Below are 25,157 nucleotides of genomic sequence, written 5' to 3' on the forward strand. Positions count from 1 at the left end.
TTATCCTTTGGCATCTGTGTGAGGGAGAGGCCCTTGTTCCGAAGGGCTTAGAAGTTCTTGAAGCTGAAGGAAGAGCCCAATGCCAACTCGTTCAGCGCATCGGCAAAGGCATCCACCTGATCGTCGAACTGCGCATTCGGAAATGCGCAGACCTCATCGAGAAACGCCTCATTCCAATCGCCGCGCAGCAATTTGACATTTCCAGCCTCCGCCTGCGCGGAAGCCGGCTTGGCGCGCGTCGCCTTGTCACCAGTTATAGACAAGACTTTTATCGGAAAGCCGGCCAGCAGCTTGATCTTGGTCTCCGCGTCGGCTTTGCCGGCAGCACCAGGATCCTGCGGCATGCGGATCGTCACCGTCGGCCCATCCTGGGTCGCCATGTTCTTCAGGTTGCGCTCGACCTCCGCCGGCGACCAGCGGCCCCGTGCAACAGCCTCGACATAGAAAATGCCGTTGGCTAGCGCCATGCGTAGGCCGACAGTCCAATCCGGCTGGCGACCGGGGCGGTCCTTCGAGGCGGCAAAATCCCAGGCGCGGCAGCGCTTCGCACCCGCCGGCACCGCATCGACGATTTCGAAATCGCCACGCTGGAACAAGCCGCCCGAGCGCGGCGACGGCCGCTGCTGAAACTGGCCGGCAACAGCATAGGAGCCGAGCGGCACCTTGTCCCGTTCGACCACCGCACGCGGAAACCGCTCGGGAAAGAGCAACTCGCCCTCCTCCGTTCGCGGATCTTCGAAACCGATCGATGTTTGGCAGCGACGCTCCGGCTCGAACTCCATAGGCAGCATCAGATGCTCGTAACCAAGCCCGAGCGCCAGGATCGTGCCCGAGACATCCGCCTCGTGCAGTCGCTGCATGATCACGACAATCGCCGAGCGCTGCGGATCGTTGAGCCGCGTCGGCACGGATTCGCGGAACGTACGGATTGTCGACAATCGTTCCGCTTCGGATTCCGCGCCATCGACCGAATGCGGATCGTCGATGATCACCCGGTCGCCGCGTCCACCGGTCAGCCTTGAAAACGGCACACCCTGGCGAAAACCGGTGCGCGTATTGGCAAAGGCCATCTCGCCCGTTCGCGTCAGCTTCACCCGGTCACCCCAGAGGGTCCGATACCATTCCGAGGCGACGAGATCGCGCATACGCCTGTTGTCGCGTTTGGCGTAGTGTTCCGAGTAGGACGAGCCGAGATAGCGCATCTCCGGCATGTTCTTCGGCCCCCATTCCCAGGCGGGCCAAAAGACGCCGCAGAGCAGCGACTTCATCGTCCCAGGCGGCACGTTGATCAACAGCCGTGTGATCTCGCCTGATGTCACCGCCTCGAGATGCCGGCAGATGGCGTCGATATGCCAACCGTGAACGTAATCAACGGAAGGCTCGACCGCATGCCAGGCCTCACGGACGAAACCGACAAGCGACTGACACCGTGCCCGAATATCCTCCGCATCTGCAGCAATCTGCCGGGCGATTTCCGCCCGCTCCGCCTCAGCCTTCCGTCTCGTCCTCTCCTCGCGGATCGCGGCCATCATCGCCGCCGGATCCGGCAAGCGGACCGAAGAGGGACTCGAGTGTCGCAAGCTGCTCATCCGTGGCATTGGTTAAGTCGATCGTAAAACTCTGGCCGCCCTTGGCCCCGCCACTCTGGCGTTCACTCGGTTTCTGATGAACGTAGGATGCGGCGATCTTCGCCATTTCATCCCGCCGTTTCTGATCCGCCCCGTCGTCGCGCATGACTTTCAGCATATAGTCGAGCGGCGTATCGCCGGCGGACGCGGTTTTTCGCCGGCGTGTACGCGGCTTGCGCGGCACGACAGGCTTGTCGGCAGTGGACATGCTTTGGAATTTCCGATGGAACGTTGAAAGGAAACAAGCGGCTGATAATGAGCCGCTTGCGGTCAACAGTGCGTCGCTGCAACTGTTCTCATCATGCCAAAATCAATACCCCAATTCGGCGCAGTTGGCGACACCCTTGATCGACGAAACAGCGGCAAGGATTGCGAAATCTTTGACGGTGCCGCAGATAATCATTTGAAATCACATTAAAATATCGCACTCTGTCGTCCGACGATCAGAGCAGGACTGCTCCCATTTTCCCTTCAAATGGCTTCAGCGCCAGATAAAGCGAATGACCAACGAACAAGATCGACATCTGCCCGATCAAAATCTCTCGCAGGTCCACACGATGCCTATGAGCGAATTGGATTCGAAGATCGGCGTGGCGCGGAATTTCATCTATGCCAATCTCCCCATCTTGCCTGTTCCTTCGATCCCAGAGATCAGCCTGCATAAGGCCGGCCCGCAAAGCGGCCTATGGCGGCTTGCCGAGCAGGATCAGGAGTTTGGTTCACCTTATTGGGCACATTACTGGGGTGGAGGCTTGGTGCTGGCGCGGTATCTTCTCGATCGGCCTGACGCCGTCGCGGGCCGGCGCGTACTCGATCTCGGCGCGGGCTCCGGCATCGTCGGCATCGCAGCGGCAAAGGCGGGCGCGGCAGAGGTGATCGCAGCCGACGTGGACCCCTATGCCGTCGCCGCGATAGGGCTGAATGCCACCATCAATGGGGTGACAATTCTAACTGTTCTCACCGATCTGACGAAAGGAGAACCTCCCGCGGCTGACATTGTCTGCGTCGGCGATCTCTTCTACGAGGCCGCGCTTGCCGAGCGCGTCACTGCATTTCTTGACCGTTGCCTGGCGCGAGGCATCGAAGTGCTGATCGGCGATCCCTGGCGCGCCCATCTGCCGCATTCGCGGCTGCGATTGCTGGCTGAATACGTTGTATCGGATTTTGGTGCCACCGGTGCAGGCTCAAAGCCGAGCGGGGTCTTTGCGTTTGAAATACAAAACGCCCCAGCAAAGCCGGGGCGCTGAACAGTAATCCTTAGACAAAAGCCTTGGGTTTGGACCAGGGCCGATAGTGCGAATTTAAGCTCTTATTTTCGCACGCCGTCGATTCTCTCGTTCCAGCCGTTTCGCCAATGCCGCCAATTCCGGGCTCGCCGCATCGAATACCGGCTTTGAATCTTCCGGCAGCCAATGCGTCTCATGCTTTACAGGCGGGGTCTTCACCCGCTCGATACCGCCAGCCGAATTGGGCATCATCGGCGATATGCGTGACCAATCGGGCTCCTGCAATGACGGCGAAATCGCAAGCAGCGCATTGGCGACGTTTTGAAATTCGCTCTGGATGCGCCGTTCCGCTGTTCGCCTCACCCGGCCGGTCCTCCCACAGAAATCACGGAAGGAGCCGACAATGTGGGGCGCAGCAAGGCAGACCGACCATCGCGAAAGCAGGATGCGACGCTCCTCGCCTCTGACATGGGTCAGCAACCAGTCCTGCAGCACTTCTTCGGCACGGCTGATAGCCGCTGCATTTGGACGATAGCGAACGCGGATATCGGCGTGGTCAGTGGGCTCAGGAAGAACCTCCGGCCAAAGCGTGCGCATCCGATCCGGGCGAACACCGCGCACGTCGAGATGGATCATCGTGTCGGCAGCCTCGACGAAACGGGCACGAACGATGAGGCTCAGATCGGCGAGCTCGGCGGCGCGGTCGGAAAGATCGTCAAACTGCAAGGCGTTGTGGTGCATCAAGTCGCTTCTCCAATTCCCGATAGATCAAAATCCGAAGCGTGGCGCGCACCGGCCATGGCCGTCGCGCCACGGCGTCAGCGCGCAAAGTGCCAAGCGCGATATCATCGAAGGCGGCCAGCAGATCGCCAGGCCGTTGCAACGCCCAATCCTGGCGCTGAACGAGGATGTCGGAGACGGCTCCGATCGTGTCCGACCATAATTCATCGCGGTTGTTGCCGGTCTGGCGAATACAGCGCAAGACGAAGACCAGATGCCCATCGCCATGCTGCCCCCGAATTTCCTGCATGGTGCCACGCGCATGGCTTTGCGCCGGCGCGCGACGGCGATGGACGGGCACGAGCTTGATGCCGAGGCCGTCAAGAAGAATATCAAGCCTGCCTTTGCTCATGGGCATATCGCCTCCCTTCCGGAAGAAAAAATGAATGCAATCAACGGCAACCTCTCGGTCATGCCACCTTCCCGTTTCCAGCTCCGGCGTCGGCAAAAGGATGCTTCGGCTTGAACAGGGCTTCCGCCTTTGAGATCGCCTCTACCCTTGCGCCATCACGCAGCATCGGCGTGTTGAGATAGGCAACCATCGCCTCACCAGCGGCCGCCTTTGCCGCATCCTCGGTCGAGAAGACTATGGGCTCGCCGCGCTTGTCCTTGAGGACCTCGTTCGTGGCGCGGTGGACCTTGCGGATCCAGCCGAGATGACCGCCGGCAACAGCTTCAGTTCCGATTTGAAATTCATTCATGGAAACCTCCTCTGGTCGCCTAGACCAGGTCTTCGAATTAAGTTTTGAAAGTGGTTCAAATGCCGAGCGGCAGGCTGTCAGCGCCATGTCATCGGGGGCGGATTCTGGAGCGCCACCAGAGTGACCAAAGCCCTCGAAGCTCGCTTCGATTGGCCTCTGACTGAAACTCATCATCAATCATGCGAAAATGGACCAGATCTCCCTCCGGCGCGCCGCTGGCATCATCCTGACCAGCAGACCTCGAAGACGAAACAATCGGCTCCAGAGCGGCAAGAACACAAAGGAAGAAAAGAGCAGCGCCGACGCAGGCGAGAAAACCCTGAATGATCTCGCTCATATCGCTTTCTCCGTAGCCGGCTCGCTCCCGACCGAACCGGGATCAGACATTTCCGTTGGCTCGACATGCTCGTCGCAAGTTTCACAGTGCCGCTCGATCACCTCCGCGATCGACAATGCCCGGCCACAGCCAGGGCAACCCCAGAAGAAGTCGAAATAGCGTGAGCTCGAACCCACCTTTGTGTCCCTCCTAATTGAGATCATCCGATCACTCCCCAAAACCATCCTCCGCTAGGCGCCGTTCGCCTCAGCACTTCGGCCTGCAGCGAATTTAACCGCCGGCATCTTGATGGACACAAAATATGTTGTTATTAATGTCGATGTCAACATTATTTATGTTAATTATTTTGCGAGTGTTGGATCATGCAAAAATCCATGGGCGAACGACTAAAGGCGGCGCGCGAAGCCGCAAACTATCCCTCGGCGACGAAGGCGGCGGAGGCGCTCGGCATTGGCCTCTCGACCTATCGAGCGCATGAAAACGGCCAGAACGAATTCGGCCCCGAGATCGCCGATCGCTACGCCAAGAAGTTCGGCACCACCGCCGGCTATCTTTTGACGGGCGAAGGGCCAAGGAAGGTGGAGCGGCCAGGACCACGCATGGTGGTCACCTCCTTCGATCCCGATGAGCAATACAATGAAGGATTTGCCGAAGGCGGCGATGACCTCAGTTACAGTCGGGAACATTGGCAGCCGAAGATCGAAGGCGCGACGCCGGAGGTGGACGTCAAACTCGGCGCCGGCAGCGGCACTGTCGGCGAGGTTATCAATCTGCCGGTCGGCGCAGGCAATGTCGCCGGCCATAAGATCGTGGCGGAATGGCTGATTCCCTCAGGCTATTTGCGCAACGAGGCAAAGGCATCGCCGAACCACACCATCATCATGGAAGTGATCGGCGATTCCATGCAGCCCACCTACATGCCCGGCGACCGCGTCGTCGTTGATCTCTCGCAGAATCAGATGGCAACCGATACGGTCTATGCCATCAGCGACGGCTATTCCGAACCGCAGATCAAACGCCTCCAGCGCGTTCCTTTCACCCAGCCAAGCCAGGTGAAGATCATCTCCGACAATCCCGCACTGGAAACCTTTACGGTGGAATTGGCGCGGCTGACGATCATCGGGCGCATCTGCGGACATATTGCCAGGAAGTAGGTCGTAACCGATTCTCCCCTGCCCCATCAGTCATCCGCTTCCGACTAACTAGAAGCGGAGCCGGACGCTTATTCCTAGATAAGCCATAAACATCTATCGTGTTTTTTGCAGTCAATAGACACAAAATATGTTGACACATATCGTGCCATATGAAAGTTTGCCTTTCACGAGCCGGTAGGCCGAGACGGAATGAGCCCGCGCAAGTCCAGAGATCTTGCGTGAAGCCAGCGAAACCGGATCGGCAATCGGCTGAATGCAGCCCGCCGGATGCAGAAGGGAAAACGCCATCCATGCATGCAAGATCCGAAGTCATGACCACCGCTTGGACGCTTTATCGCCGTGACACGCGGCTGCGCCGGCCTTCGACCGCGGCCGCCAGGCGCCAATGGTTCGCCCGTGCACTCTCGACGGCTTGGACATGGGCACGCCAGCAAGCAACCGATGCGACCAAAACCGAAGACCAGAGCCGCGCCGAGCGAATTGCAAATCTGAGACTGGAATTGCTGCGCATCGATGCCCGGCCATTCGGAATGTCGATTGCCAGGGATCGGGCAATGTTGATGGAAGAGATCCATCACCTGTCAACCACATCGCTCGTGTCGGTTGCACAAATGGCCGCGTGATGATGCCCAGCGAAGTTTTCTCCTGCGAATATTCCTTCGATGAACTCGCCATAAGCCTCTGCGACCGTTGGGAAACGGGCCTGCTGCTCTACGGCCGCGCCGAACTGACATCGGCAGGAGATGGTTATGACGGCGAATTTTACGTCTCGGCGATCAAACTGGATGGGGGATCGCGATTGGTACGGCCGAACACGATCAGCAGCATAGGCAGCTTTGAGGCCGAACTGTTCCGCCGCATTGCCGCCGTGATCGAAAACGACAGGACGTCGGCCGGCCGCCACGCCGCCGAGCTGTTCGCCATCGAGTATGAACAGTCTAAGGAGACCGATTACGACTTATTTCGCGAAATCGAACGGGAAACGATATTGGGGGCCGGTGGCGTGATTATCCTCCAGCATCAGATTGCGACAGACTGAGGCTATGGCCGATCCGATCTACACGTCTTTCCACTTCGAAAAAGTCGCCGCCTGCCCACGCCGATTTCCGTCGCGGTCGATGAGTTGCCAGACGATGCCGTCTTCCATCCAGAAGCGCCGTCCCGACTTCGTGATCCGCAACCCGCGATAACCCGAGATAAAGCCGTCGCGTGTAACCGCATCCAACAATTGCTGACGTTCGGCACGGTTCGGAAGCTCCGCCGAGAGACGCGACGGCAAAGTGATGAATTCGTCCCAGGGATATTCGAAACAAGCCTGGCCAGCCTTGTTGGCATAAATAAAGCGCGGATCGGCGTCTGTATTATGCGCGACGACCACGAACGGAGCATCGTTATAGAGCCAACTCGGTCCGGGCCCCTCGTCGACAAGAGGCGTTCCGACGATACGGGCATAACTTCCGGTGAGCAGATCGAAAAACTCGCGATCAACCGACAAATCGGAGCTGTTGCGTTCTGAACTAATGGCCATGGATATCTTTCCTGCGAGCATCTCCGGTTTTTTCTTTAAGGCCGGAAATGCCGGAAACCAAATAGAACATCTCGCTGGCACTTGTAATTAGTCCTGCGCATAAATTCAAAGGTGGCGTGCCGGGAGGGCAAGCCATAGCCACCAAAAATCAATGATTTAGACCAAAGCGGGATCGGAAAACCTTCCACAATCAATCCCGATCGCCCATTCGGCTATTGATCATCATCGTCGTAACGCGACGAGGACCGCCGCCCCTCAAGCCTGTCCAGAATTTGGTTTAGCTCGTCCGCACATGCCTTCATGGGTTCGTCTTCGGCACATTTGATGTCTATTTTGACATCGCCGTTCTCGATGCGGAAACGAGCCGCCTTGGAAAAGAACGGACGACGGTTCATTGAACCCCTATGCCAACCGCCTCGCATTGCATCGTCATCAGGTCGGTGCAGGCCCATTGCTGGTGGTTGCGGCGAGTTTGCCGGCGGCGCTGTTTCTGTCTGGGTGGGCTGTTGGGCCGGCGGCGTCGGCGCCGTTGTATTCGGAGCTTGCTGGGCGAAACTGACGCCAGCAGAAAGCGATAGGGTCAGCGCGGCGATAGATAGAATCGTTTTCATTCCCTGGTCCTCCTCGAGACTGTGTAAAGAACACGCGAACTTGAGGATGGTTGCCAGGATGTACGAAAATTTGAGCTCACATAGCTAGATACTCCGAAGATCACCGTGATGTGCAAAGCGGTATAGCTCATTGTTGAACCGACCAGGGTTCTCCAGAAAAGGTGCGTGCCCTGTTGCGGCATACCACGATGCGGTCGCTCCCGGGCACAATGCTAGAAGATGCCGCCCCATCGCCGGCAGGACCACAGTGTCCTCTTGGCCGTGGGTTACAAGGACAGGCACAGCAAGTGCTGTCAGTACGTCGTCGGAATCGATCTCACGGGCCAGCAACGCAGCCCGGACCTTCGCTGGCACGGTCATATTCCAGCAAATGGCCGTTTCGAATATCTCGGAAGGTAGCTGCGAATAAGTGCAAGCGCGCACGAAATTGCGGATCGCTGCGATGTTCCCAGGCAAATCGTCGCTCGTGGCGCCAATGACATGGTCGAGGAAGCCCGGGCCAATCAAAGTGCCGAGCGCCGCCTTGTTTAGCGTGGTCGCCGCGCCCACAAAGTTGATGCCCGCAACATGGGCAGTTCCATGGGCGCGCAGATAGTCGCAAATAATGAAGCCGGCATAGGACCAGCCCACAAGAACCGGCTTGCCGAGGTTCAGTTGATCTATTACGGCGGCGATATCGTCTGCCCAAAGCTGCGGTTCATTGTAATACTCCGCTTCAAGGGGAGCGTCCGACATGCCGTGACCGCGCAGGTCCAGGGCCACAAGACGAAAATCCTCCGCAAGCGTGCTTTCATACTGGTTTTTCCAGCAGAGATGGTTCTGTGACCACCCATGGATGAAGAGGATCGACGGCGCGTCTTCTCTTCCCCACTCGCGAACATGCAATCGCAATCCCGCGCCGCCAGTTACGGTGTGAACCTTCATCGCCGTGCCTCCTTGTCATCCTCCAAAACCGCAGCAGGCATTCTATTCCGCGCGCATGAGAAAGAATGTAGGAGAAACCGTTGAAAGTGCCGGGCCAATCGTTGAAAATTGCCGCCGCAGTCGAGGCGCGAGCACATCCCGCTCAGTTGATGGCTTCTCTAAGGCGGTCAGGTCCGCGTCAAGGCGCGATAACTCGAGGCTGCGTTGTTTCGGCGACGAAGCGCGTGACTTCACGAACGAACTGCTCAAAGGCGGGTTCGTCGGCGAGGAGAATGTGATTGGCGCTGTCGAGATCGACAAATCGAGCCCCGGGGATGCCGGCTGCAAACTCTCTTCCGGACTGAAAGGGAACGACTGCATCTTTTCTTGCGTGCAAGACGAGGGTCGGAATCGTCACCTGCGACAGGGCATCCGAAACGTCGATCTCTCCGAATGCTTCGTGCAGGCGACCCGCGTTGCTGGGCGACACAGAAATGCGCTGCAGTTCGTCAAACCAATCCATTTGCACGTGGTCTGCCCCTGGAATGAACATCGCAGTGAACAGATGCCGAAAAACCGGATTGTTCTGGCCCCACCCTTCCCGGATCAATGCGGTCATCGCCTCATGCGTGGCGACCTCATGGCTGTCACCTCGCTTGCGCCAGCCTTTTACAAATCCGCCATATAGGATGAGCCCCGAAACCCGTTCAGGGTGTCGGACGGCATAGGCAACGGAGACGGCGCAGCTTTGCGATACACCCAGAAGCGTGAACCGGTCGAGGCTTGCCGCGTCGACCACACTCTCCAGGTCCGCAATCATCGCCGCAAACGAAATATCCTCGGCAATCCAGTCCGAAAGGCCATTGCCGCGTTCGTCATAGCGTATCAGCTTCGCCTTCTCCGAAAGGGCATCGATCCAATGCCTCCACACCGGACTTTCCCAATCATACTGGAGATGCGACATCCAATGTGCGGCTCGCACGATCGGCGATCCCTGTCCACACACCGCGTAAGCAATTGTTACCCCGTCTGCGGTTTTGCAGAAGCGAATGTCCTGCGATCTCTTGCTCGGTGTTACCGGTGGCGACGGAACATCCGTTTCAAAAGTCCGGGAGACGAGACCTGATCCAGGCCGTGAAAGTCGCGGTGATTGGTTAAGGGCATCGCGAGCCCCCTTGCCCAGCCCAGCCCCGGAGACTGAAAGCTCCGACCATTGCTCGGGGAGATCGACAGTGGCAATCTCTTTGGTAAGACGGTCAAGCACCAGAGAATAAACGTTTACTCGCTCAGGACTGTCTTGAAGGCGTCGAAGGAGGACGCGCAGAATTGCCATGTGCAACCGAAGCGCCATATCCCGGTGACATAGCCGCCACGCTTCAAAGTTTGGGCAGTGCGGCAGGCAGAGGTCTTCAAGAAATTCGCCGCGAAACGTTGTGGCAAGCAACTCCAATGTCTCCGTATCCAAGGCGTCGACGTCAGCAGGTCGGAGAGACGACATGCGCTTGAAATCCACGTCGATCATCTGCGGGCTGAGGAGAACGGAATTGTGGTCAGCATGCAAACGCACATGACCGTCAGTATTCACGATCGGCCTGAGTTTATGGAGGCTCCACCTCAACGAAGCCCGAGGGTCGTCTGGAACTTCCCAGAACATCTTGCAAAGATGATCGCGACGCTGGGGTCTTCCAATGACGGCCAAATAGGCAAGAAGAGCGCGGGTTTTCTTCGACTGCGGCAGAGACAGAAGTATTCCCTGCTGCTTGACCTCGAGTTCGCCCAATAGCTTGATGGTTAGCTGGCCGACCATGGCACACTGACTCGCGGAAGTGTTCAGCCGACAGCTTAAAGCAATGTAGCCCAAGATGAAATCGGCTGCGGTTACCGTGAGGCTAACACCTTGGGTGATCGGCCCATTCGCTTGGCTAGCGACCCTTCGTTGCGTTGACCCATGCAAGAAGGTGGATGAATGGCGAAATGATGAGGGAGTATATGGCCCGTTTTTAACGTCTACTACGCCTGTTACTTCGGATTTTGGCTTTTGCCGTTCCCATGTAGGGGGCCTTTAGGATACTGCACAATGAGGCAAGCCATCCGGAGGACAAGGTGATATGCCGCAATGATCGTCGATCACTGTGGGTAGGCAAATTTGCCCACCCACAGTGATGCAGTACGCCCGGGGGTGTCGAGCGCTAGTCGCAAACGGTCCTGTATAGCTTCACCCGATGGTGATAGCTGTACCTGTAGTATTTTTCTGTCCAGCACCGGCGACCATAGTCATATCTCGGGCCGTCATAGTAGCCATCGTATGCATAGCGTGGCCGGTGATAGTATCGCGGTGGTGGCCGATCATCGTAGTAGCGAGGACCGGTCCCGTACTCAAAGTAGATCTGAGAGAATGCCGGCGACGCTGGTAACGCCGTTGCAAACGCCAGTGCTGCGATTGCGATCATTTTCATGTGTTCTTCCCATCCCGATTTGCACACCCTCATTTGCAAGGCTGTGTCTCACAACTGGGATGTTAATACGTCATGAGCGCTGCTTCTGAACACGGACCTAAGTCCCGATCAAATCCGGACTTTGGCCTGATGAAGCGCAAAAGGTTGGTTCGACGTTTGCTCAATTCCTTTATTGGTGTGAAGGCGGCGGACGCCCCGGACCTTACGAGGTGATTGCCGATCCCAGACGGGGGGAACTGCCGAGCTTTTCGGAAAGGAAGTCGATCAAAGCCCGCGCAGCCGTCGGGAGATGCTTGCGGGAAACGTAGAGAGCATGAATGCCGAGAGACCGCGGCTTCCAGTCCGGCAGGACGACCGCGAGTTTCCCGGCGCGGACTTCTTCATCCGCCGCGAAGCACGGCAGCATGGCGATGCCGAGACCTGAAAGAGCGGCACGTTGCAAAGCCAGAGCGTCGTTCGTCTGAAACCCTCCTGACACAGCTACTGTAACCTCACCCTCGTCCTTGTTCAGCACCCATTCTGAGCCACCCAGATGTGCATAGGTCAGGCACCGATGGGCTATTAGGTTTTCCGGTGAAGCAGGCTCGCCGCACGCTGCCAGGTAGTCCTTGGAGGCATACAGGCGCGATGGGCAATGCCCCAGACGTTTCGCCGTCAGGGATGGATCGAGATGGTTCGCGATACGGATTGCAATATCGATACGGTCCTGAACGAGGTCGACAGATCTGTCCGAGATCTGCAGATCGATCTTGATTCTGGGATATCTTGTCGCGAATTCCGAGAAGTGAGGTATGAGCTGCGCCTCAGCGAGGATACTTGGGGCGGTTACTCTCAGAAGACCATGTGGAGTATCGGAATGAACCGCCACCTCGGTCACGGCGTCTGCGACGCGAACCATCTCCCTACACAGCTCCAGAACGCGCTCGCCGGCTGAAGTCAGACTGAGCCGCCGTGTCGTGCGATGAAGAAGCCTTGTTCCCGACCATTCCTCGATCGACGCAATATACCGCGAGGCCATCGCACGCGACATCCCGAGTTCTTCAGCGGCAGCCGACGCACTGCCACGTTCGACTGTTTTCAACAGGACTACCGCCGCGGTGATGCGATCCATTATTTGCTCGATCCATGCAACATTCTGTATCGCATAGTGCTGTATATCTTTGATTTTTGCAACACTACATTGTCTCCCAACAAAGGAGATCGACGTGACCGCCGACATCGAACTTCAATACTTCTTCGACCCACTCTGCGGCTGGTGCTATGCAAGTGCGCCGGCGCTGGCGGGCCTGGCCGACAAATACGGCGACAAGCTCAAGATGCTGCCCTCCGGCCTTTTCGTAGGCGGACGGCCGATCTCGTCCATCGCTGACCATGCCTGGCGCAACGACCAGCGTATCCAGAGCCTGACGGGCCAGCCATTTTCGGAAGCCTACCGCCAAAACGTCCTGCTGGCGCCGAACGGCGTCTTCGATTCCCGGTCGGCAACGCTGGCCCTGACCGCTCTTGGCGAGCAGGATGCCCGCCTTGAACCCCACTTCCTACATGCCGTGCAGATCGCCCGGTATGTCGAGGGGCGCGACACATCCAGCATCGACGAGGTGACCGAGGTTGCCGTCCGGGTGGCCGCCGACCACGGCTCCGAACTGGCGATCGAGGCTTTCGCCGACCGACTCCGGAATGATGTGGATCTGCGTGAGCGGACTATGGAGCGAATGGAAGAAACACATGTTCGGATGAACACCCTCGGCATTCGCGGCGTTCCGCAGCTCGTCGCAGTCGTCAACGGGACGTCGCACGTTCTGAGCGGCGAAGCCCTCTACCGCGGCCCGCAGCATCTCGTCGCAGCACTCTCCAGGCTGCCAGTAGCAGCCTGAAAACCACACCCAAAAGGAAGATCATCATGAAAATCGCACTCATCGGCGCTTCCGGCCAAGCCGGTTCTCGCATTCTCGCCGAACTGTCCTCACGCGGCCATATCGTTACCGCCATCGCCCGCGACCCCTCTAAGGTCGACACCCTGCCGAACGTCACCGCCGCGGCGGGTGACATTGACGTTCCGGACGCTCTAGCAAACGTCCTGGCCGGACATGACGCCGTCATCAGCTCGGTCCATTTTTCCGCCGCCAATCCCGACAAGCTGATCGGCGCCGTCAAGGCCTCAGGCGTTCGCCGCTACTATGTGGTCGGCGGCGCCGGCAGCCTTGAAGTCGCACCGGGCGTCCTTCTCGTCAACACACCCGAATTCCCGGCGATGTACAAGGCCGAAGCCCAGGGTGGCGTTGACTATCTCAAACAGCTCAAGGCCGAGGACGGCCTCGACTGGACCTTCCTGTCGCCCTCCGCTGCCTTCGTGCCGGGCGAGCGTACAGGTAACTTCCGCCTCGGCAAGGACCGGCTCCTGGCCAACGAAAACGGCAGCAGCATTTCGTTTGAAGACTTCGCCGTCGCGCTCGTCAACGAAATCGAAGCACCAACGCACGTGAAGCAGCGCTTCACCGTCGGCTACTAACCGCCAGTTTTCAGCACCATTCGCCTTTAGCGCAGCCGCTCATCAATGGGGTGGCGGCTGCGCCCGGATCCGCTTGCCTCCTTGGTAGGCTCCGGATCTCTCTTCCACCTCCATCAGGAACTAAATCAATGCCCAACCGTCGCAATACCCTCAAGTCGATCGCGGCCGCCGCCGCTGTAATGATCGCTATCGCCTCGTTCGCAACCGCGCAGGAGCAGCCTGCTCTGTCGTGGAAGGCTTTCAAGACCACCGAAGCCGGCTTTCTGCGCGCCCCGGTTCTCATCACCGGAAAGAGCGAAGCAGTTCTTATCGACTCGAGCTTCAGCTTCTCGGACGGCAAGGCCGTTGCGGATGCCATCAAGGCTAGCGGCAAGCGCCTGACCACGATCTACATCACGACCAACGATCCCGACTACTACTTCGGCCTCGCACCTGTTCACCAGGCGTTTCCGGACGCCCGCATTCTTGCTGCCGCTGATACCGTAGCCTTGATGCGCAAGAAGGCTGAAGGCAAGATTAAGGCATGGTCGCCGGTTCTGGGTGATAATGGTCCTAAGGCCGTTGCGGACCTCATCTTCCCTGAGGTCAGCGACATCACCTCCCTGTCGGTCGACGGCGAAAAGCTGGAAATCGTCACTGCGCCGGGCGTCAAAGACCGTGGCCGCTACATCTGGGTTCCCTCGCTGAGCGCCGTGTTCGGGGGCGTGACGGTGTTCGGGGGCATGTACCCCTGGGTCGCGGACATGCCGACTGCCGAAGAACGCACGGCATGGAAGGCCGCGCTTGAAGGCATCCTCGCCCGCCACCCCAAGATCGTCGTGCCTGGTCACACCACTCAAGCGTGGCCGACTGATGCTTCCAGCGTGACCTACACCCGCGACTACCTCGTCGCGTTCGAGGCCGAAGCCGCGAAGGCCAAGGATTCCAAGGCACTCATCGAGGTGATGAAGAAGCTCTATCCGAACGATGCGATACCGATTTCGCTGGAAATTGGAGCGAAGGTCGCGAAGGGCGAAATGACCTGGGGAAACTGAAGAGGCTGAGCGCGGCGTATTCGCCGCGCCCTTCCATGCGCATAGATAATTGCAAGCGGACAAGATCTTTCATCGCGTTATCGAGATTCACTGATCATCCGAACGCCCACCAATGGCGCGAAGTTGCCGTCCCCGTTATGACGGCAGCCTTCGAAACTGCATGAAGGATCTTGGTCAAAGTGCCACCAGGACATCGCGGACGACAAAGCAGTAGACCACAGTCTACACGGCGAGAGCCAATCATAGGCGCCCCGCGGAGGCAGGCATCAAGCACCTCGTTCTGGAACAGAAACAGGACAAGATTGTCCCACCGCATTCGGTGGTCGGAAAAAAGTGGGCCAATTATCGCGAAATAAGTCAATCTTTTCAATGATCGTTGAATGCACGACCTGAGAGATAGGTGACGTATTGTATCGGAGACATGGGTAACACTTTCCGCTTTGGCGGGAGGTGTTGATGCTGTGGAGAGAGACGTCGGCGATGGAGGAGCGTCTTCGATTTGCCGCCAGTCTGCTTGAGGGGGAAGGCATGAGATTCGAACTACAAACTATTCACCGTTCCATTTCAGCCGAAGCTGGGACCGAGAATAGACGAGAGGCGTTGGCTAATCATCATTTGTCAGCCGTCCACTTTTCCGCCTCAGTAGCGTTCTCACCGCTCCTCGGGTTTTAAAACTTTTCTCTCGGGTTCCAACATCGCTCTGGCGTCGACAAAGCGCTCTATGCGCCGATCGGTTCTATATCTATCGCGCATCAGGAGGTAGACGGCGAGGACCCATAGCGCGGCTATCGCGCGCGAGACCCAAGCGAAGGCGGTAGGACCCAATAAGTCATATAACCCCTGCATGCGGAGAGGCCGATGTCCGCTATCGAAAACAGCCGCATAGACAATCATTGCGGTTACCAAGGATACCAATTTATTTTCTTTGACAAATTTTAGCGCCGCACGTGCCCGCGATGGCCGTTCGACCTTCCAAGCTTCGTCGTGTCGTTGTTGGTCTCGCATCTGCAGGTCGTCCAAATATCGTTTCGGGTTCCGAGCAACCTAAACTGCCGCCGCTAATATTATAAAACTTATTCGAAACGGTTGCCGCAGCCGTTAAATTTACTGATATCCCTCACGACCCGTCCGCGATGGGGCGAAAGCGGACCCGACTCTATCGGCGTCGGCATTGTGGCTGCCCATGGACTGGTACATAAAACCAGCAGCTAAGTTATTGGAATACAAAAAATTGGTGGGCCCGGAGGGACTCGAACCCCCAACCAAGCGGTTATGAGCCGCCGGCTCTAACCATTGAGCTACAGGCCCGGCACGACTAAAAAATCAGCGTGCACGCAGCGCCGGGGCAATGGTTCCCCGGGAGCCGATTTGGCTCTAGCCCAATTCGTCTTTTCCCACAAGGGACTGCCGCAATACCTTCACAATCAATCCGCAAAAGCGAATCCCAAGGAAACACCAACCAAGGAATGAGCCATGCCACAGATGAAAACCAGAGATTTTGTTTTTGCTACTCTTCTCGGCGCGACTCTTCTCGTGCCCGCCACCCATAGTTTCGCCGAGGATGCAAAACCGCGCGAGGCGATCATCACGGTCACTGGAGAGGGACATTCCGCAATCGCGCCGGATATGGCGGTTGTCACGCTCTCGGTCGTCAAGCAGGCAAAAGCCGCGCAAGACGCGCTCGATCAGAACAATAAGGCGATGGGCGCGGTGCTGGCGACGCTAAAGGACAGAGGCATTGCGGAGCGCGATCTTCAGACGTCCGGCTTTTCTATCCAGCCGCAATATGACTATCAGAACGACAAAGATGGCCATCCGGTGCCGCCGACCCTCACCGGCTATCAGGTGACCAACGGGCTGACGGTGCGCGTGCGGGATCTCTCCAAGCTCGGCGTCCTCCTCGATCAGGCGGTCAATCTCGGCATCAACCAGGGTGGCGATATTCAGTTTACCAACGACAAGCCGGATGCCGCGCTGGAAGAGGCCCGAAAGAACGCCGTCGCCGATGCTGCGGCAAAAGCAAAAACCTTGACCGATGCGGCGGGCGTCAAGCTTGGCCATGTCATTTCGATCAACGAGGGCGCCATCGTCACGCCGCCGCAGCCATATATGCGTCAATCCATGGCCATGGCTGCCGACAAGGCGGTACCGGTGGCGAGCGGCGAAAACACCTATAACGCCTCGGTCAGCATCACCTACGCGATCCAGCAATAGCCACAAAACAAAACCGCCCTTCGCTCAAGTCCGGTAGGACCGAGCAAAGGGCGGTTCATGGCCCCCGCCATAAAGCGAAAGCGGCAAGCGGTGGCCATCGGACGCAATGCGCGTCCGCAGATGATATTAGCGGCCGATCAACGGGCAACCGCGAACATTGGCAAACATCATCGTATCCGGACCACGGCGGCCGAAACCATCGACGATAACGCGGCGCGGCGTCACGTCGACCACGCGAGCGCGGTGCAGGCCGTAGCCGCGAGCAACATCCATGGCCTCGCGCGGATCACAGCCACGACGTTCGTAGCGCGGCGGCGGGATATCGTAATCCGGCGGTGGCGGCCGATGCCGGCCCGGGCCAATATAAATGTCGACGCCCTGGGCGGAAGCATATTCCGCGGTGCCCGACAGCGCAGTAACGGTGATCGCGGCTGCGATCCCCAACTTTGCCAGTAATGCTCTCATCTGTCCTCCATGGAGCGAAAGGCTTCTCTCATGTGCTTACCGCATCTCCTGATGCGAATGCCTCGGGAGTAACGGCGCGATACTGAACAAGTCCAGAATCAACCGTTCATACGCCATTCAGGTACAATGAAAGCAAAAGCGAGACCAGAGGCGGACTCACTGCACAGCAGAAAATAAAAGCCGCCCTCCTTTATGAGGACGACTTCACTCATCTTAAAACATCGCTGCGGCAGCGCGATCATGGCCATAAACGGCCACGCGATATCAGCGGCGGATCAACGGGCAACCCGGCACGTTGGCGAAAACGACACGATCCGGACCGTGCCGGCCAAAGCCTTCAACGACGACACGGCGCGGCGTGATATTCTGGATTCGAGCGCGGCGCAGGCCCATGGCGCGAGCCTTCTGAACGGCTGTTATCGGCGAGCAGATGCTGCCGCGATGGGATCGTGGCGCACCTGATGAATGCTCGGTGAAAGGTCGTTGGCCGAGGCGGCAGAAACGGTGGCGGAAGCGGCGCCGAGCGTGATGAGAGCTGCAATGCCAGCCTTGGCGAAAATGCCGATCATGGGTATTTCTCCTTCAAGTCCTGCTACGGATCGTTGCAATCCTGATTTGGCCAAATGCCTCAGGATTGAAGCAACATTAGGCCAGCCAAGCTGAACTGAAGACGAATTACTCATTCAGATTGTATTCAGCGCAATGGACGATCGGTTGACGCGAATTTTCCTGAATCAGACCGAAAGATGCAGCACGATTTCGCGCCGGTGCGGGCGGTCGCGGTGCTCGAAAAGATAGATGCCCTGCCATGTGCCAAGTGTCAGGCGTCCGCGCATCACGGGGATGCCGATCGACACCTGCGTGAGCGCTGTCTTGATATGCGCCGGCATATCGTCCGGCCCCTCGGTCGTATGGACGATCCAGCGCATCGAAGGGTCGGAAGACGGTGGCACGAGCCGGCGGAAGAAGGCGTTGAGATCCGTCTGCACGTCAGGATCGGCGTTCTCCTGGATCAGCAGCGAACAGGAGGTATGGCGGACGAAGATCGTCAGCAGCCCGTCGCTCGATGTGGAGCCTGCCGAAGTCCCTGCACGGACGAATTCCGCTGCCTGGTCTGTGAACTCATAAAGTCCTTGGCCATGGGTCGACAGTGTGATGACGGTCTGCGGCATGGCATCTCCGGTATTGATCGCAGCGATCCGCTTGAGGTCGGTCGCAACGGGCGGAAAGTCAAGCCCAGCCGCTGCCGCCAAGGCCGATCAGAGCTGCAAGAAAATCTCGAAGCCGCCATAGATCATGCGTTTGCCATCAAAAGGCATATTTGCCATCTCGTCTTTCAGCCGCGGATCGGCCATGACCTTTTCCATCACGGTATCGCGATGCTGGCGAGATTCGTAAGTGATCCAGGAAAAGATCACCACCTCGTCTTCCTTCGCCTGAACGGAGCGCGGAAAGGACGTCAACTGGCCATAGGGCACATCGTCCCCAACAGACTCCACGTAGCTAAGCGCACCATATTCCTTCCAGATATCGCCGGACTTCCCCGCCAACGTCTTGTAAATCTCCAGCTTGTCTTTCGGAACGGCAATAACAAAACCATCCACATAGGCCATAACAACCTCCTCTGTTCTGTTTCCACACGCAAAGGAAGATCGATCATAGCGCGATCCGAGATGGGATGCACTTTTCCATTCCAATCGCCTTGATATCGGCCTGCCCTACGCGCCCGTTGCATCCATTCTCCCTGCGGATAAGCTTGCCATTGCGGTTTCATCAATGACGAGATGATGGTCATGACGATCGAATTCAGGATCGATCCCTATCCTGACAACCAAGCACTCAACGCCCTATGGGCAACGGCTTGGAACGAGAGTACCCCACGCGATTTCTCATCTATCCTGCCGAGAAGCCTCGCCCATATCGGCGCCTTCCATGGAGTGCGCCTGATAGGATTCGTCAACATTGCCTGGGATGGTGGCATACATGCCTTTATCCTTGATACCACCGTCGCACCCGAATTCCGTCGACAGGGAATAGCAACCAAGCTTGTCGAAATGGCAACGAACGTTGCGCGCGAACGCGGCGCAGAGTGGCTGCATGTCGATTTCGAACCTCATCTCGCCGGCCTCTATCGGAACCTGGGCTTTGCGGCGACAGAGGCCGGCTTGATCAGGCTGGGCGATTGACAGCGAGCCTGATCAAGCAACGGCATTGACCCGAGATATCAACCAGGTGCGGAACAACGCAGCCGATGGGTTTTGCAAGGCATTCGACGGATAGATCAGATTGTAACTGACGGCTGCCGGCTGAACTTCGACGAAACAACGCACCAACTGCCCCTCCGCGAGATCCTTCGCGACAAGGGAGCTGCGAACCAGCGCAAAGCCGAGACCGTCCCGACATGCTCCGAGCATGTCGGCAAAGGATTCGAATAGAGGTCCGTTCTCCGCCGCCTGGCCAATATTGAAATCGGCCATTCCGCCGTCATTGCCATGGCCAATCACCTGTTCGTACCAGCGCTGCCAATCCAGTACGGTATGGCGCATGCCGGTGTAACGCAGCAGCGGCGCTTCCTTTATGGCATTGCGCTTCGGCAACCGCTCGGACAGCGTCGGTGAACTGACGACAAACTCCTCGTCCGTCAGCAACTCTTCCTGGACGAGGCCGGCTTCGGCTCGCCCGAGCCAGATTGCAAGATCGACGCCCTCAGGCCCGAAATCGGGTCGCTGATAGCCGACAATCATCTTCAGCTCGATGTCGGGGTGGCGCTGGCAGAAATCACCAAGTCGAGACGCCAGCCATTGGCTGGAAAATTCCGGCGTCACCGACAGCGTCAGCGTGCGAACCGACACACTCGCCCGCGCGTGATACAACGCCGTCTCCAATTGAGAAATCGTCTCCACAATCGCCGGGTGGAGCCGCGCGCCGAGCGGCGTCAATCTTGCGCCCGACCGGCCGCGATCGAAAAGCCTGCCGCCGATCCAGCCTTCAAGCTGCGAAAGCTGATGACTGACGGCAGTCTGCGTCAGCCCCATCCTCTCAGCCGCACGGCCAAAACCGCCGGTTTCGACGATAGCGCAAAATGCTTGCAAGACGGCCAGTGGTGGAAGCGGTCTTTTCCCCATGAAAATCCTTCATGCATAGGCGATGAAAGCTTCATTATACATGAGAAGTATACGGGCGCATTCCTCTAAGTCATAAGACCATCAGGCTTATGACAGATGAGAAACATTCATGGATTCATTCTGCGGCGTAGCATCGAAAAGCGGATCAACCGGCTGCTCCGTGCGTTTGCTTGCGTCCAAAAACAGCGTGCCGAAAAGAAGGCGAGACGCGAAAATATCTTCTCAGTCAACGGCCACCTTAGGCGAGATGCCGGGCTGGACAATATTCCGCACCATCCATGAGCCTACAGCGCGAAGCCATGTGCTGGATCGTTTTGCCGGTCTGGCCGAGGCCACCTTATCCCCTGAGCGTCTTGACCTTGGTCAAATCCGGAAAGATCCGCATCCAAAGCAGCACGACGGCGATGGTGCCGACGCCGCCGACGATGCCGGTGAGAACCGGGCCAAGCGCGCTGGCGAGCATGCCGGATTCGAATTCGCCGAGCTGGTTGGACGTGCCTATGAACAGCGAGTTCACGGCATTGACGCGGCCGCGCATGTTGTCCGGTGTCAAGAGCTGCACCAACGAACTGCGCACGACAACGCTGACCGTATCCGACGCCCCGACGACAAGCAGTGCCGTAACGGAGAGGATGATGTTGCTCGAGAGCGCGAAGACGACTGTGGCGATGCCGAACACGAAAACGGCAAGCAGCATCTTCTTGCCAACGCCGGTCTGCAGGGGCCGCCGCGCCAGCCAGATCGACATGACCAAAGCACCGATTGCGGGCGCAGCGCGCAGCAGTCCGAGGCCCCAGGGGCCGGCATGCAGGATATCGCGCGCGAACATCGGCAGCAGCGCGGTGGCGCCGCCGAGCAGCACGGCAAAGAGATCGAGCGAGATCGTCCCCATCATCACCGGTCTGCTCCTGATGAAGGAGACGCCGGCAAAGACCGAGCTCAGAGTCACCGGCTCCCGCGACGACGGCCGCTGTCGCTCGACGCGGATCGAAATGACATTGAGGCTCGCGATGACATACAGCACGGCAGACACCGCGAAAGGCGCAATCGGACTGACGCCATAGAGCAGGCCGCCGAGCGACGGACCGATGATGAAAGCGGTCTGCATCATCGATGTGGAGGTAGCGATCGCTATCTGCAACATCGACGGCGGCACGATATTCGGTAACAGCGCGGCCATGGTAGGACGCTCGAAGGCAGTGGCCGCCCCCATGACGGCGACTGCGGCGAGGATGCCGGCCGGGCCGATCCAGTGCTGCCAGACTGCGACGGCAAGGGCTAGCGCTGTCAAGGCTTCGATCAACTGGCAGACCAGGCCGATGCGCCGGCGATCGAATTGGTCGGCAACATGACCGACAATGAAGGTCAGGATCACCATCGGCAGGAACTGGCAGAAGCCGACTAGGCCAAGGAAGAAGGCGCTATGGGTCTGATCGTAGATCATCCAGCCCATGGCAACGGTGACCGACTGGAAACCGATGGAGGAAAAGACGCGGGAGGCGGCGAAGGAACGATATCCGGGATGACCGAGCGCGCTGACCCGATCGTGACTGTGCAGGGTGTCCATATGTCTTTCTTCTGTCCGCGCGCCGTGCACGGAACAAACTTTATGAGCAATATGAAATATTTATCTAAGTCCCCTGCTCTGCCCGAACGCCGCACTTGTCAACTGCATTTTTTGGATAGATCGGCAAATTGCCGCCAAAGCGCGAACCTAGAGATCAAATCGTGGTGAAGAGCGACTGAGCATCCCAGTCTTTGTGTCGACCGACCACACGCCGGCAAGTTCAGCGGCAAGGGTTGCGATCAATCTCGGCACATCATTTCCGGCCGCCTCATGCATGGCCTCGGCGACGATCAGCAGCGATCGCGTATCCTCGCGAACGGCGGAAAGGCCGCTTTGACGATTGGTCCAGCGCCGCGCATGCGCCCGGTCGGCACTATCGGCAAAGATCACTTCGCGCGGCTCCGGATGCTCCGTTTCGCCAGCGAAGGTGAGATAGCTCTCTCTGCCGGTCGCGTGCCTGACTTCGAGATCGCCGGAAATCTTCGCAAGATCGAAGACGGCGACGGGAATGGCGAAGGCGATCGAGATGGCGTTGCACAGATCGACGAGCGGATGCAGTTGCGGCAGCGATTTTTCCTGGCGGAATCGTCTGAGCAAAGCCTCGGAAGCGCAGCGATATTGCGTCGGCTTCAGCCCCATTTTCGAAAAGGTCCGCCGCCAGGCCTGGATCTCCGGCATCTCGCCTTCCGCACTACCCGCCAGCCGCTCCTCGGCGATTGCATGGAACTTCGCGAGACGATCGCTGACGGCCACATCGGCGGTGATTCCTTCCACGAAGAGGACGCCGGGGACCAGATCGGGGAATTCGCTCCACATCTCATTCGAATGGCGGAAATACATGGCTTTTCCTTCTGCGCGGTTCTGACTTGGAACAGCAGAAAACCTTGATGCAGGCAGCCGGTCTTGAATGAAATTGCAGATGCCTCAGCGCGTCGTGTCGGCATAGATGCGCGGCGACACACCAAAATTGCGCACGAAAATCCGAGTCATATGGCTTTGATCGGCAAAGCCGCTGGCAAAAGCCGCCTCGGCCAGCGGCATGCCGCCGGCAATCAGCCGCCGCGCTCGCTGGATGCGACGCTGAAGCAGATAGGCGTGCGGTGTCAATCCGGTCACCTTGGCGAAACCGCGTAGGAGCTGGAAACGGCTGAGCCCGCTCACTCCGGCGAGATCGGCGAGCGTCACCGATGCTGCCGGATCATCATCGATGAGATCGCGAGCACGCATGATCGCGGCGGGCGCATTGGTGCCCTCATCCGCCTGCCCCTGCTCACGCATCACGTCCGCAACAAGTGATAACAACAGTCCGTCTCGCCGCAGCGCAGCGTCCTGACCATCCTGACGAGTTACCGTCGAAAACAGTGTTCTGAATCGCGCGGCGATCTGTCCGTTTCGAATGACGGGAGAAGGAAGTTCCCCCTCGCCGGCGCCGCCCTCACCGATATCGCCCAGAAGATCCGTCATCAGCCGTGGATCGAAATAGAGCATCGACCAAACACGGCTCTCCCCAATTGGCATACCATCATGCACTTCGTTCGGATTGAGAGTGATGACGTCGCCGGTCTCAGCCCGCACCACGCCACGCCCGCTCAGCGACACCTGCGCGCCGCGCTCGATGACGCCGATGCCGAACTGATCATGGGTATGCTTGGGAAAGCTATATCCGGTTTCCGCCGCCACGGCTTCGACGCCGGCAATGGAGGAGCGAAACATCCTGAACTGGCCTGGCTTCATGCGCCCGGCTCTTCCAGTTTGCTGAAAGCCGTCATCTCGACACTTGGCCGGGCTGCAATACGCGACCACCACGACGCAAGCTTGGGATGATGCTCGATCATCTCCCGCCCCTCCGGCGCCATGAGAAAGTAGTCAAACATCGGCGCGACGTAGAGATCGGCCAGGGTCAGGTCCGGACTGCAGAGCCACTGCGTATCTTCCATAAGATCTGAAAGAGCGGCAAGGCCGATTGCGGCCTTGGAAAGGCTCGTGGCTATTCGTTCCTCGTCGGCGGCAATGCCCTCTGCCGGCTTTGAGACCCGCTCCACGTAGATACCCCACACCAGATGCGGATAGAGATATCCGTCGGCAATGCTGACGATCTGGTTCATCCGCGCGCGCTGCCGAGGCGCCACAGGCTGCAGGCGCGGCCCCTCGAATGCCTCGTCGACATAGCGCGTGATCGCAGCCGTCTCGTAGAGCCGAAAATCGCCGTGTTCGAAAGCCGGAATCCGGCCGAATGGATGCCGCTCCAGATAGGATGCCGGCGGCCCGCCCTCAGCGAAAATGTCGATCGGCACCCTCTGGTGCTCGACGCCTTTCTCGATGAGCGCAAGGCGCGCAATTCGCACGTAGACGCTATAGTCCGCGCCAAAAAGGCAAGGCTGTTCCATATCTCAACGCCATTTCGTTCATCCGACATCTTTTCGAAGTCGGCCGTTGCGGTCAATGGTGAGCTTCATCGCCTGAGCTTCCCGCGCCCACATCATGGCGTTCCATCTCCCGGCCAAGCGCCACTGGCCGGGGAATCAACAGTCAACGTAGCAAGGTCGCCCCAATATTATCCCAGGGAGGCGATGATCTCGCGATAAGCGGCCTCGGGGAAGGCCTTCAGCGTGCGCGAGCGCACATTGCCGTTCGAACCAAGCGCCAAGGCAAAGCGAGCCATCACCGCATCATCGGGTGCCTCGCAGACAGCGACCATGTCGTGTTCGCCCATAGTCAGGAAAAATTGTTTGAAGGAACCGCCCATCTCTTCCAACTGCTTCTTGGCGACATCCAGCCGCCGCGGAGACTCCTTTACGCTACGCACACCCTGGTCGGTCCAATTGAGCAGAACGATATAAGTGGTCATCTCACACCTCCTCCGCTGCGCCGCACGCCCGTTGAGACGGGCAGGCAGATGACGCAGTAACGGTTGATCCA

The 25,157-nt window shown here is 58.3% G+C and carries 31 protein-coding genes, 1 tRNA gene and 1 pseudogene; 10 read left to right on the forward strand and 23 right to left on the reverse strand.

Annotation, left to right across the window (positions count from 1 at the left end; translation table 11 throughout):
- Positions 1 to 47 precede the first annotated feature (47 nt).
- Both terL and NXC24_RS12890 read right to left on the reverse strand, forming a co-directional pair.
- Positions 48 to 1,532, reverse strand: coding sequence for a phage terminase large subunit (gene terL, locus NXC24_RS12885; protein ID WP_199773477.1), 1,485 nt, complete (start codon positions 1,530 to 1,532; stop codon positions 48 to 50).
- Positions 1,489 to 1,836, reverse strand: coding sequence for a hypothetical protein (locus tag NXC24_RS12890; protein ID WP_104823654.1), 348 nt, complete (start codon positions 1,834 to 1,836; stop codon positions 1,489 to 1,491). The genes terL and NXC24_RS12890 overlap by 44 nt, the downstream gene beginning before the upstream one ends.
- Between NXC24_RS12890 and NXC24_RS35105 the strand changes: the two genes are divergently transcribed.
- Positions 1,835 to 2,035 (forward strand): hypothetical protein, encoded by a 201-nt coding sequence (locus NXC24_RS35105; protein ID WP_158704478.1) that lies wholly within the window; start codon positions 1,835 to 1,837, stop codon positions 2,033 to 2,035. The genes NXC24_RS12890 and NXC24_RS35105 overlap by 2 nt on opposite strands.
- 150 nt (positions 2,036 to 2,185) lie before the next feature.
- Entirely contained in the window at positions 2,186 to 2,875 is a 690-nt protein-coding gene (locus NXC24_RS12895) for a 50S ribosomal protein L11 methyltransferase (protein WP_245463986.1), read from the forward strand.
- Positions 2,876 to 2,929: 54 nt separating this feature from the next.
- Here the strand turns inward: NXC24_RS12895 and NXC24_RS12900 are convergent, their stop codons facing one another.
- From NXC24_RS12900 to NXC24_RS36245, 5 genes are all read right to left on the reverse strand, one after another.
- Positions 2,930 to 3,595 carry a DUF6362 family protein gene (locus NXC24_RS12900; RefSeq protein ID WP_104823656.1) on the reverse strand — a complete coding sequence of 222 codons (666 nt, stop codon included), beginning with the start codon at positions 3,593 to 3,595 and terminating at the stop codon, positions 2,930 to 2,932.
- A complete protein-coding gene (locus tag NXC24_RS12905) occupies positions 3,570 to 3,992 on the reverse strand; it encodes a hypothetical protein (protein ID WP_245463854.1) in 423 nt (140 codons plus the stop codon). Before NXC24_RS12905 ends, NXC24_RS12900 begins: the two co-directional genes overlap by 26 nt.
- Positions 3,993 to 4,044: 52 nt before the next feature.
- A complete protein-coding gene (locus NXC24_RS12910; RefSeq protein ID WP_104823657.1) occupies positions 4,045 to 4,335 on the reverse strand; it encodes a hypothetical protein in 291 nt (96 codons plus the stop codon).
- An 88-nt stretch (positions 4,336 to 4,423) separates the two neighbouring features.
- Positions 4,424 to 4,672 (reverse strand): hypothetical protein, encoded by a 249-nt coding sequence (locus NXC24_RS12915; RefSeq protein WP_104823658.1) that lies wholly within the window; start codon positions 4,670 to 4,672, stop codon positions 4,424 to 4,426.
- The gene (locus tag NXC24_RS36245; protein ID WP_104823659.1) at positions 4,669 to 4,875 is read right to left on the reverse strand and encodes a hypothetical protein; all 207 of its coding nucleotides are present in this window, start codon (positions 4,873 to 4,875) and stop codon (positions 4,669 to 4,671) included. Before NXC24_RS36245 ends, NXC24_RS12915 begins: the two co-directional genes overlap by 4 nt.
- Positions 4,876 to 5,034: 159 nt before the next feature.
- Here NXC24_RS36245 and NXC24_RS12925 point away from each other — a divergent pair, with 159 nt between their 5' ends.
- The 3 genes from NXC24_RS12925 to NXC24_RS12935 all read left to right on the forward strand — a co-directional run bounded on the left by NXC24_RS12925 (position 5,035) and on the right by NXC24_RS12935 (position 6,865).
- Positions 5,035 to 5,826: a LexA family transcriptional regulator gene (locus NXC24_RS12925; protein ID WP_104823660.1), complete on the forward strand. Its 792-nt coding sequence runs from the start codon at positions 5,035 to 5,037 to the stop codon at positions 5,824 to 5,826.
- A 290-nt stretch (positions 5,827 to 6,116) separates the two neighbouring features.
- Positions 6,117 to 6,449 (forward strand): hypothetical protein, encoded by a 333-nt coding sequence (locus NXC24_RS12930; RefSeq protein WP_245463856.1) that lies wholly within the window; start codon positions 6,117 to 6,119, stop codon positions 6,447 to 6,449.
- A gap of 2 nt (positions 6,450 to 6,451) precedes the next feature.
- Positions 6,452 to 6,865: a hypothetical protein gene (locus tag NXC24_RS12935; RefSeq protein ID WP_245463857.1), complete on the forward strand. Its 414-nt coding sequence runs from the start codon at positions 6,452 to 6,454 to the stop codon at positions 6,863 to 6,865.
- Positions 6,866 to 6,883: 18 nt separating this feature from the next.
- Here NXC24_RS12935 and NXC24_RS12940 read toward each other — a convergent pair whose 3' ends face one another.
- The 5 genes from NXC24_RS12940 to NXC24_RS12970 form a co-directional block, all read right to left on the reverse strand.
- Positions 6,884 to 7,354 carry an MEKHLA domain-containing protein gene (locus NXC24_RS12940; RefSeq protein WP_104823663.1) on the reverse strand — a complete coding sequence of 157 codons (471 nt, stop codon included), beginning with the start codon at positions 7,352 to 7,354 and terminating at the stop codon, positions 6,884 to 6,886.
- A 212-nt stretch (positions 7,355 to 7,566) separates the two neighbouring features.
- Positions 7,567 to 7,965 (reverse strand): hypothetical protein, encoded by a 399-nt coding sequence (locus tag NXC24_RS12945; RefSeq protein ID WP_104823664.1) that lies wholly within the window; start codon positions 7,963 to 7,965, stop codon positions 7,567 to 7,569.
- Between the two features lie 84 nt (positions 7,966 to 8,049).
- Complete coding sequence (locus NXC24_RS12950; protein ID WP_104823665.1) at positions 8,050 to 8,889, reverse strand: alpha/beta hydrolase; 840 nt, start codon at positions 8,887 to 8,889, stop codon at positions 8,050 to 8,052.
- A 178-nt stretch (positions 8,890 to 9,067) separates the two neighbouring features.
- Positions 9,068 to 10,675, reverse strand: a complete 1,608-nt coding sequence (locus NXC24_RS35690) for an alpha/beta hydrolase (protein WP_245463859.1) — start codon at positions 10,673 to 10,675, stop codon at positions 9,068 to 9,070.
- Positions 10,676 to 11,526: 851 nt separating this feature from the next.
- Positions 11,527 to 12,543 carry a LysR family transcriptional regulator gene (locus NXC24_RS12970; protein ID WP_245463861.1) on the reverse strand — a complete coding sequence of 339 codons (1,017 nt, stop codon included), beginning with the start codon at positions 12,541 to 12,543 and terminating at the stop codon, positions 11,527 to 11,529.
- Between NXC24_RS12970 and NXC24_RS12975 the strand changes: the two genes are divergently transcribed.
- The 3 genes from NXC24_RS12975 to NXC24_RS12985 all read left to right on the forward strand — a co-directional run bounded on the left by NXC24_RS12975 (position 12,530) and on the right by NXC24_RS12985 (position 14,867).
- Entirely contained in the window at positions 12,530 to 13,198 is a 669-nt protein-coding gene (locus NXC24_RS12975; RefSeq protein ID WP_104823669.1) for a DsbA family protein, read from the forward strand. The two genes, NXC24_RS12970 and NXC24_RS12975, sit on opposite strands and share 14 nt — an antisense overlap.
- 26 nt (positions 13,199 to 13,224) lie before the next feature.
- Positions 13,225 to 13,833, forward strand: a complete 609-nt coding sequence (locus NXC24_RS12980; RefSeq protein WP_104823670.1) for an NAD(P)-dependent oxidoreductase — start codon at positions 13,225 to 13,227, stop codon at positions 13,831 to 13,833.
- 128 nt (positions 13,834 to 13,961) lie between these two features.
- Positions 13,962 to 14,867, forward strand: coding sequence for an MBL fold metallo-hydrolase (locus NXC24_RS12985; protein ID WP_104823671.1), 906 nt, complete (start codon positions 13,962 to 13,964; stop codon positions 14,865 to 14,867).
- A gap of 1,232 nt (positions 14,868 to 16,099) precedes the next feature.
- On the opposite strand, the gene NXC24_RS13000 is transcribed toward NXC24_RS12985, so the two are convergent.
- Positions 16,100 to 16,175: transfer RNA gene (locus NXC24_RS13000), tRNA-Ile, on the reverse strand.
- A gap of 165 nt (positions 16,176 to 16,340) precedes the next feature.
- On the opposite strand from NXC24_RS13000, the gene NXC24_RS13005 reads away from it, so the two are divergent.
- Positions 16,341 to 17,081 carry an SIMPL domain-containing protein gene (locus NXC24_RS13005; RefSeq protein ID WP_104823674.1) on the forward strand — a complete coding sequence of 247 codons (741 nt, stop codon included), beginning with the start codon at positions 16,341 to 16,343 and terminating at the stop codon, positions 17,079 to 17,081.
- A 126-nt stretch (positions 17,082 to 17,207) separates the two neighbouring features.
- Here NXC24_RS13005 and NXC24_RS13010 read toward each other — a convergent pair whose 3' ends face one another.
- The 4 genes and pseudogenes from NXC24_RS13010 to NXC24_RS13025 form a co-directional block, all read right to left on the reverse strand.
- On the reverse strand, positions 17,208 to 17,546 hold the full coding sequence (locus NXC24_RS13010) for a hypothetical protein (protein ID WP_104823675.1): 339 nt from the start codon (positions 17,544 to 17,546) through the stop codon (positions 17,208 to 17,210).
- 264 nt (positions 17,547 to 17,810) lie between these two features.
- A pseudogene (locus tag NXC24_RS13015) lies at positions 17,811 to 18,115 on the reverse strand (hypothetical protein).
- A gap of 165 nt (positions 18,116 to 18,280) precedes the next feature.
- Positions 18,281 to 18,718: a secondary thiamine-phosphate synthase enzyme YjbQ gene (locus NXC24_RS13020; RefSeq protein ID WP_104825147.1), complete on the reverse strand. Its 438-nt coding sequence runs from the start codon at positions 18,716 to 18,718 to the stop codon at positions 18,281 to 18,283.
- Between the two features lie 87 nt (positions 18,719 to 18,805).
- Positions 18,806 to 19,159 (reverse strand): DUF1428 family protein, encoded by a 354-nt coding sequence (locus NXC24_RS13025; RefSeq protein WP_104823676.1) that lies wholly within the window; start codon positions 19,157 to 19,159, stop codon positions 18,806 to 18,808.
- A 180-nt stretch (positions 19,160 to 19,339) separates the two neighbouring features.
- Here NXC24_RS13025 and NXC24_RS13030 point away from each other — a divergent pair, with 180 nt between their 5' ends.
- The gene (locus NXC24_RS13030) at positions 19,340 to 19,732 is read left to right on the forward strand and encodes a GNAT family N-acetyltransferase (protein ID WP_104825148.1); all 393 of its coding nucleotides are present in this window, start codon (positions 19,340 to 19,342) and stop codon (positions 19,730 to 19,732) included.
- Positions 19,733 to 19,744: 12 nt separating this feature from the next.
- Here NXC24_RS13030 and NXC24_RS13035 read toward each other — a convergent pair whose 3' ends face one another.
- The 6 genes from NXC24_RS13035 to NXC24_RS13065 all read right to left on the reverse strand — a co-directional run bounded on the left by NXC24_RS13035 (position 19,745) and on the right by NXC24_RS13065 (position 25,086).
- Positions 19,745 to 20,671, reverse strand: coding sequence for a LysR substrate-binding domain-containing protein (locus NXC24_RS13035; RefSeq protein WP_104823677.1), 927 nt, complete (start codon positions 20,669 to 20,671; stop codon positions 19,745 to 19,747).
- Positions 20,672 to 21,008: 337 nt separating this feature from the next.
- Positions 21,009 to 22,238: an MFS transporter gene (locus tag NXC24_RS13045; RefSeq protein WP_104823679.1), complete on the reverse strand. Its 1,230-nt coding sequence runs from the start codon at positions 22,236 to 22,238 to the stop codon at positions 21,009 to 21,011.
- 147 nt (positions 22,239 to 22,385) lie between these two features.
- Positions 22,386 to 23,078: a phenylalanine--tRNA ligase beta subunit-related protein gene (locus NXC24_RS13050; protein ID WP_104823680.1), complete on the reverse strand. Its 693-nt coding sequence runs from the start codon at positions 23,076 to 23,078 to the stop codon at positions 22,386 to 22,388.
- Between the two features lie 84 nt (positions 23,079 to 23,162).
- Positions 23,163 to 23,972, reverse strand: coding sequence for an AraC family transcriptional regulator (locus tag NXC24_RS13055; RefSeq protein WP_104823681.1), 810 nt, complete (start codon positions 23,970 to 23,972; stop codon positions 23,163 to 23,165).
- Entirely contained in the window at positions 23,969 to 24,625 is a 657-nt protein-coding gene (locus NXC24_RS13060; protein WP_104823682.1) for a glutathione S-transferase family protein, read from the reverse strand. Before NXC24_RS13060 ends, NXC24_RS13055 begins: the two co-directional genes overlap by 4 nt.
- A 167-nt stretch (positions 24,626 to 24,792) precedes the next feature.
- A complete protein-coding gene (locus tag NXC24_RS13065; protein WP_104823683.1) occupies positions 24,793 to 25,086 on the reverse strand; it encodes a GYD domain-containing protein in 294 nt (97 codons plus the stop codon).
- Positions 25,087 to 25,157: the final 71 nt, after the last annotated feature.

It is taken from the genome of Rhizobium sp. NXC24 (assembly GCF_002944315.1).
GTDB lineage: Bacteria > Pseudomonadota > Alphaproteobacteria > Rhizobiales > Rhizobiaceae > Rhizobium.

Bases quoted from the DNA above. Each gene is read 5' to 3' on its own strand.
- terL (WP_199773477.1), bottom strand. From the start codon at position 1,532: ATGATGGCCGCGATCCGCGAGGAGAGGACGAGACGGAAGGCTGAGGCG.
- NXC24_RS35105 (WP_158704478.1), top strand. From the start codon at position 1,835: ATGCTTTGGAATTTCCGATGGAACGTTGAAAGGAAACAAGCGGCTGAT.
- NXC24_RS12890 (WP_104823654.1), bottom strand. From the start codon at position 1,836: ATGTCCACTGCCGACAAGCCTGTCGTGCCGCGCAAGCCGCGTACACGC.
- NXC24_RS12895 (WP_245463986.1), top strand. From the start codon at position 2,186: ATGCCTATGAGCGAATTGGATTCGAAGATCGGCGTGGCGCGGAATTTC.
- NXC24_RS12900 (WP_104823656.1), bottom strand. From the start codon at position 3,595: ATGCACCACAACGCCTTGCAGTTTGACGATCTTTCCGACCGCGCCGCC.
- NXC24_RS12905 (WP_245463854.1), bottom strand. From the start codon at position 3,992: ATGCCCATGAGCAAAGGCAGGCTTGATATTCTTCTTGACGGCCTCGGC.
- NXC24_RS12910 (WP_104823657.1), bottom strand. From the start codon at position 4,335: ATGAATGAATTTCAAATCGGAACTGAAGCTGTTGCCGGCGGTCATCTC.
- NXC24_RS12915 (WP_104823658.1), bottom strand. From the start codon at position 4,672: ATGAGCGAGATCATTCAGGGTTTTCTCGCCTGCGTCGGCGCTGCTCTT.
- NXC24_RS36245 (WP_104823659.1), bottom strand. From the start codon at position 4,875: ATGATCTCAATTAGGAGGGACACAAAGGTGGGTTCGAGCTCACGCTAT.
- NXC24_RS12925 (WP_104823660.1), top strand. From the start codon at position 5,035: ATGCAAAAATCCATGGGCGAACGACTAAAGGCGGCGCGCGAAGCCGCA.
- NXC24_RS12930 (WP_245463856.1), top strand. From the start codon at position 6,117: ATGCATGCAAGATCCGAAGTCATGACCACCGCTTGGACGCTTTATCGC.
- NXC24_RS12935 (WP_245463857.1), top strand. From the start codon at position 6,452: ATGCCCAGCGAAGTTTTCTCCTGCGAATATTCCTTCGATGAACTCGCC.
- NXC24_RS12940 (WP_104823663.1), bottom strand. From the start codon at position 7,354: ATGGCCATTAGTTCAGAACGCAACAGCTCCGATTTGTCGGTTGATCGC.
- NXC24_RS12945 (WP_104823664.1), bottom strand. From the start codon at position 7,965: ATGAAAACGATTCTATCTATCGCCGCGCTGACCCTATCGCTTTCTGCT.
- NXC24_RS12950 (WP_104823665.1), bottom strand. From the start codon at position 8,889: ATGAAGGTTCACACCGTAACTGGCGGCGCGGGATTGCGATTGCATGTT.
- NXC24_RS35690 (WP_245463859.1), bottom strand. From the start codon at position 10,675: ATGGTCGGCCAGCTAACCATCAAGCTATTGGGCGAACTCGAGGTCAAG.
- NXC24_RS12970 (WP_245463861.1), bottom strand. From the start codon at position 12,543: ATGTCGGCGGTCACGTCGATCTCCTTTGTTGGGAGACAATGTAGTGTT.
- NXC24_RS12980 (WP_104823670.1), top strand. From the start codon at position 13,225: ATGAAAATCGCACTCATCGGCGCTTCCGGCCAAGCCGGTTCTCGCATT.
- NXC24_RS12985 (WP_104823671.1), top strand. From the start codon at position 13,962: ATGCCCAACCGTCGCAATACCCTCAAGTCGATCGCGGCCGCCGCCGCT.
- NXC24_RS13005 (WP_104823674.1), top strand. From the start codon at position 16,341: ATGCCACAGATGAAAACCAGAGATTTTGTTTTTGCTACTCTTCTCGGC.
- NXC24_RS13010 (WP_104823675.1), bottom strand. From the start codon at position 17,546: ATGAGAGCATTACTGGCAAAGTTGGGGATCGCAGCCGCGATCACCGTT.
- NXC24_RS13020 (WP_104825147.1), bottom strand. From the start codon at position 18,718: ATGCCGCAGACCGTCATCACACTGTCGACCCATGGCCAAGGACTTTAT.
- NXC24_RS13025 (WP_104823676.1), bottom strand. From the start codon at position 19,159: ATGGCCTATGTGGATGGTTTTGTTATTGCCGTTCCGAAAGACAAGCTG.
- NXC24_RS13030 (WP_104825148.1), top strand. From the start codon at position 19,340: ATGACGATCGAATTCAGGATCGATCCCTATCCTGACAACCAAGCACTC.
- NXC24_RS13035 (WP_104823677.1), bottom strand. From the start codon at position 20,671: ATGGGGAAAAGACCGCTTCCACCACTGGCCGTCTTGCAAGCATTTTGC.
- NXC24_RS13045 (WP_104823679.1), bottom strand. From the start codon at position 22,238: ATGGACACCCTGCACAGTCACGATCGGGTCAGCGCGCTCGGTCATCCC.
- NXC24_RS13050 (WP_104823680.1), bottom strand. From the start codon at position 23,078: ATGTATTTCCGCCATTCGAATGAGATGTGGAGCGAATTCCCCGATCTG.
- NXC24_RS13055 (WP_104823681.1), bottom strand. From the start codon at position 23,972: ATGAAGCCAGGCCAGTTCAGGATGTTTCGCTCCTCCATTGCCGGCGTC.
- NXC24_RS13060 (WP_104823682.1), bottom strand. From the start codon at position 24,625: ATGGAACAGCCTTGCCTTTTTGGCGCGGACTATAGCGTCTACGTGCGA.
- NXC24_RS13065 (WP_104823683.1), bottom strand. From the start codon at position 25,086: ATGACCACTTATATCGTTCTGCTCAATTGGACCGACCAGGGTGTGCGT.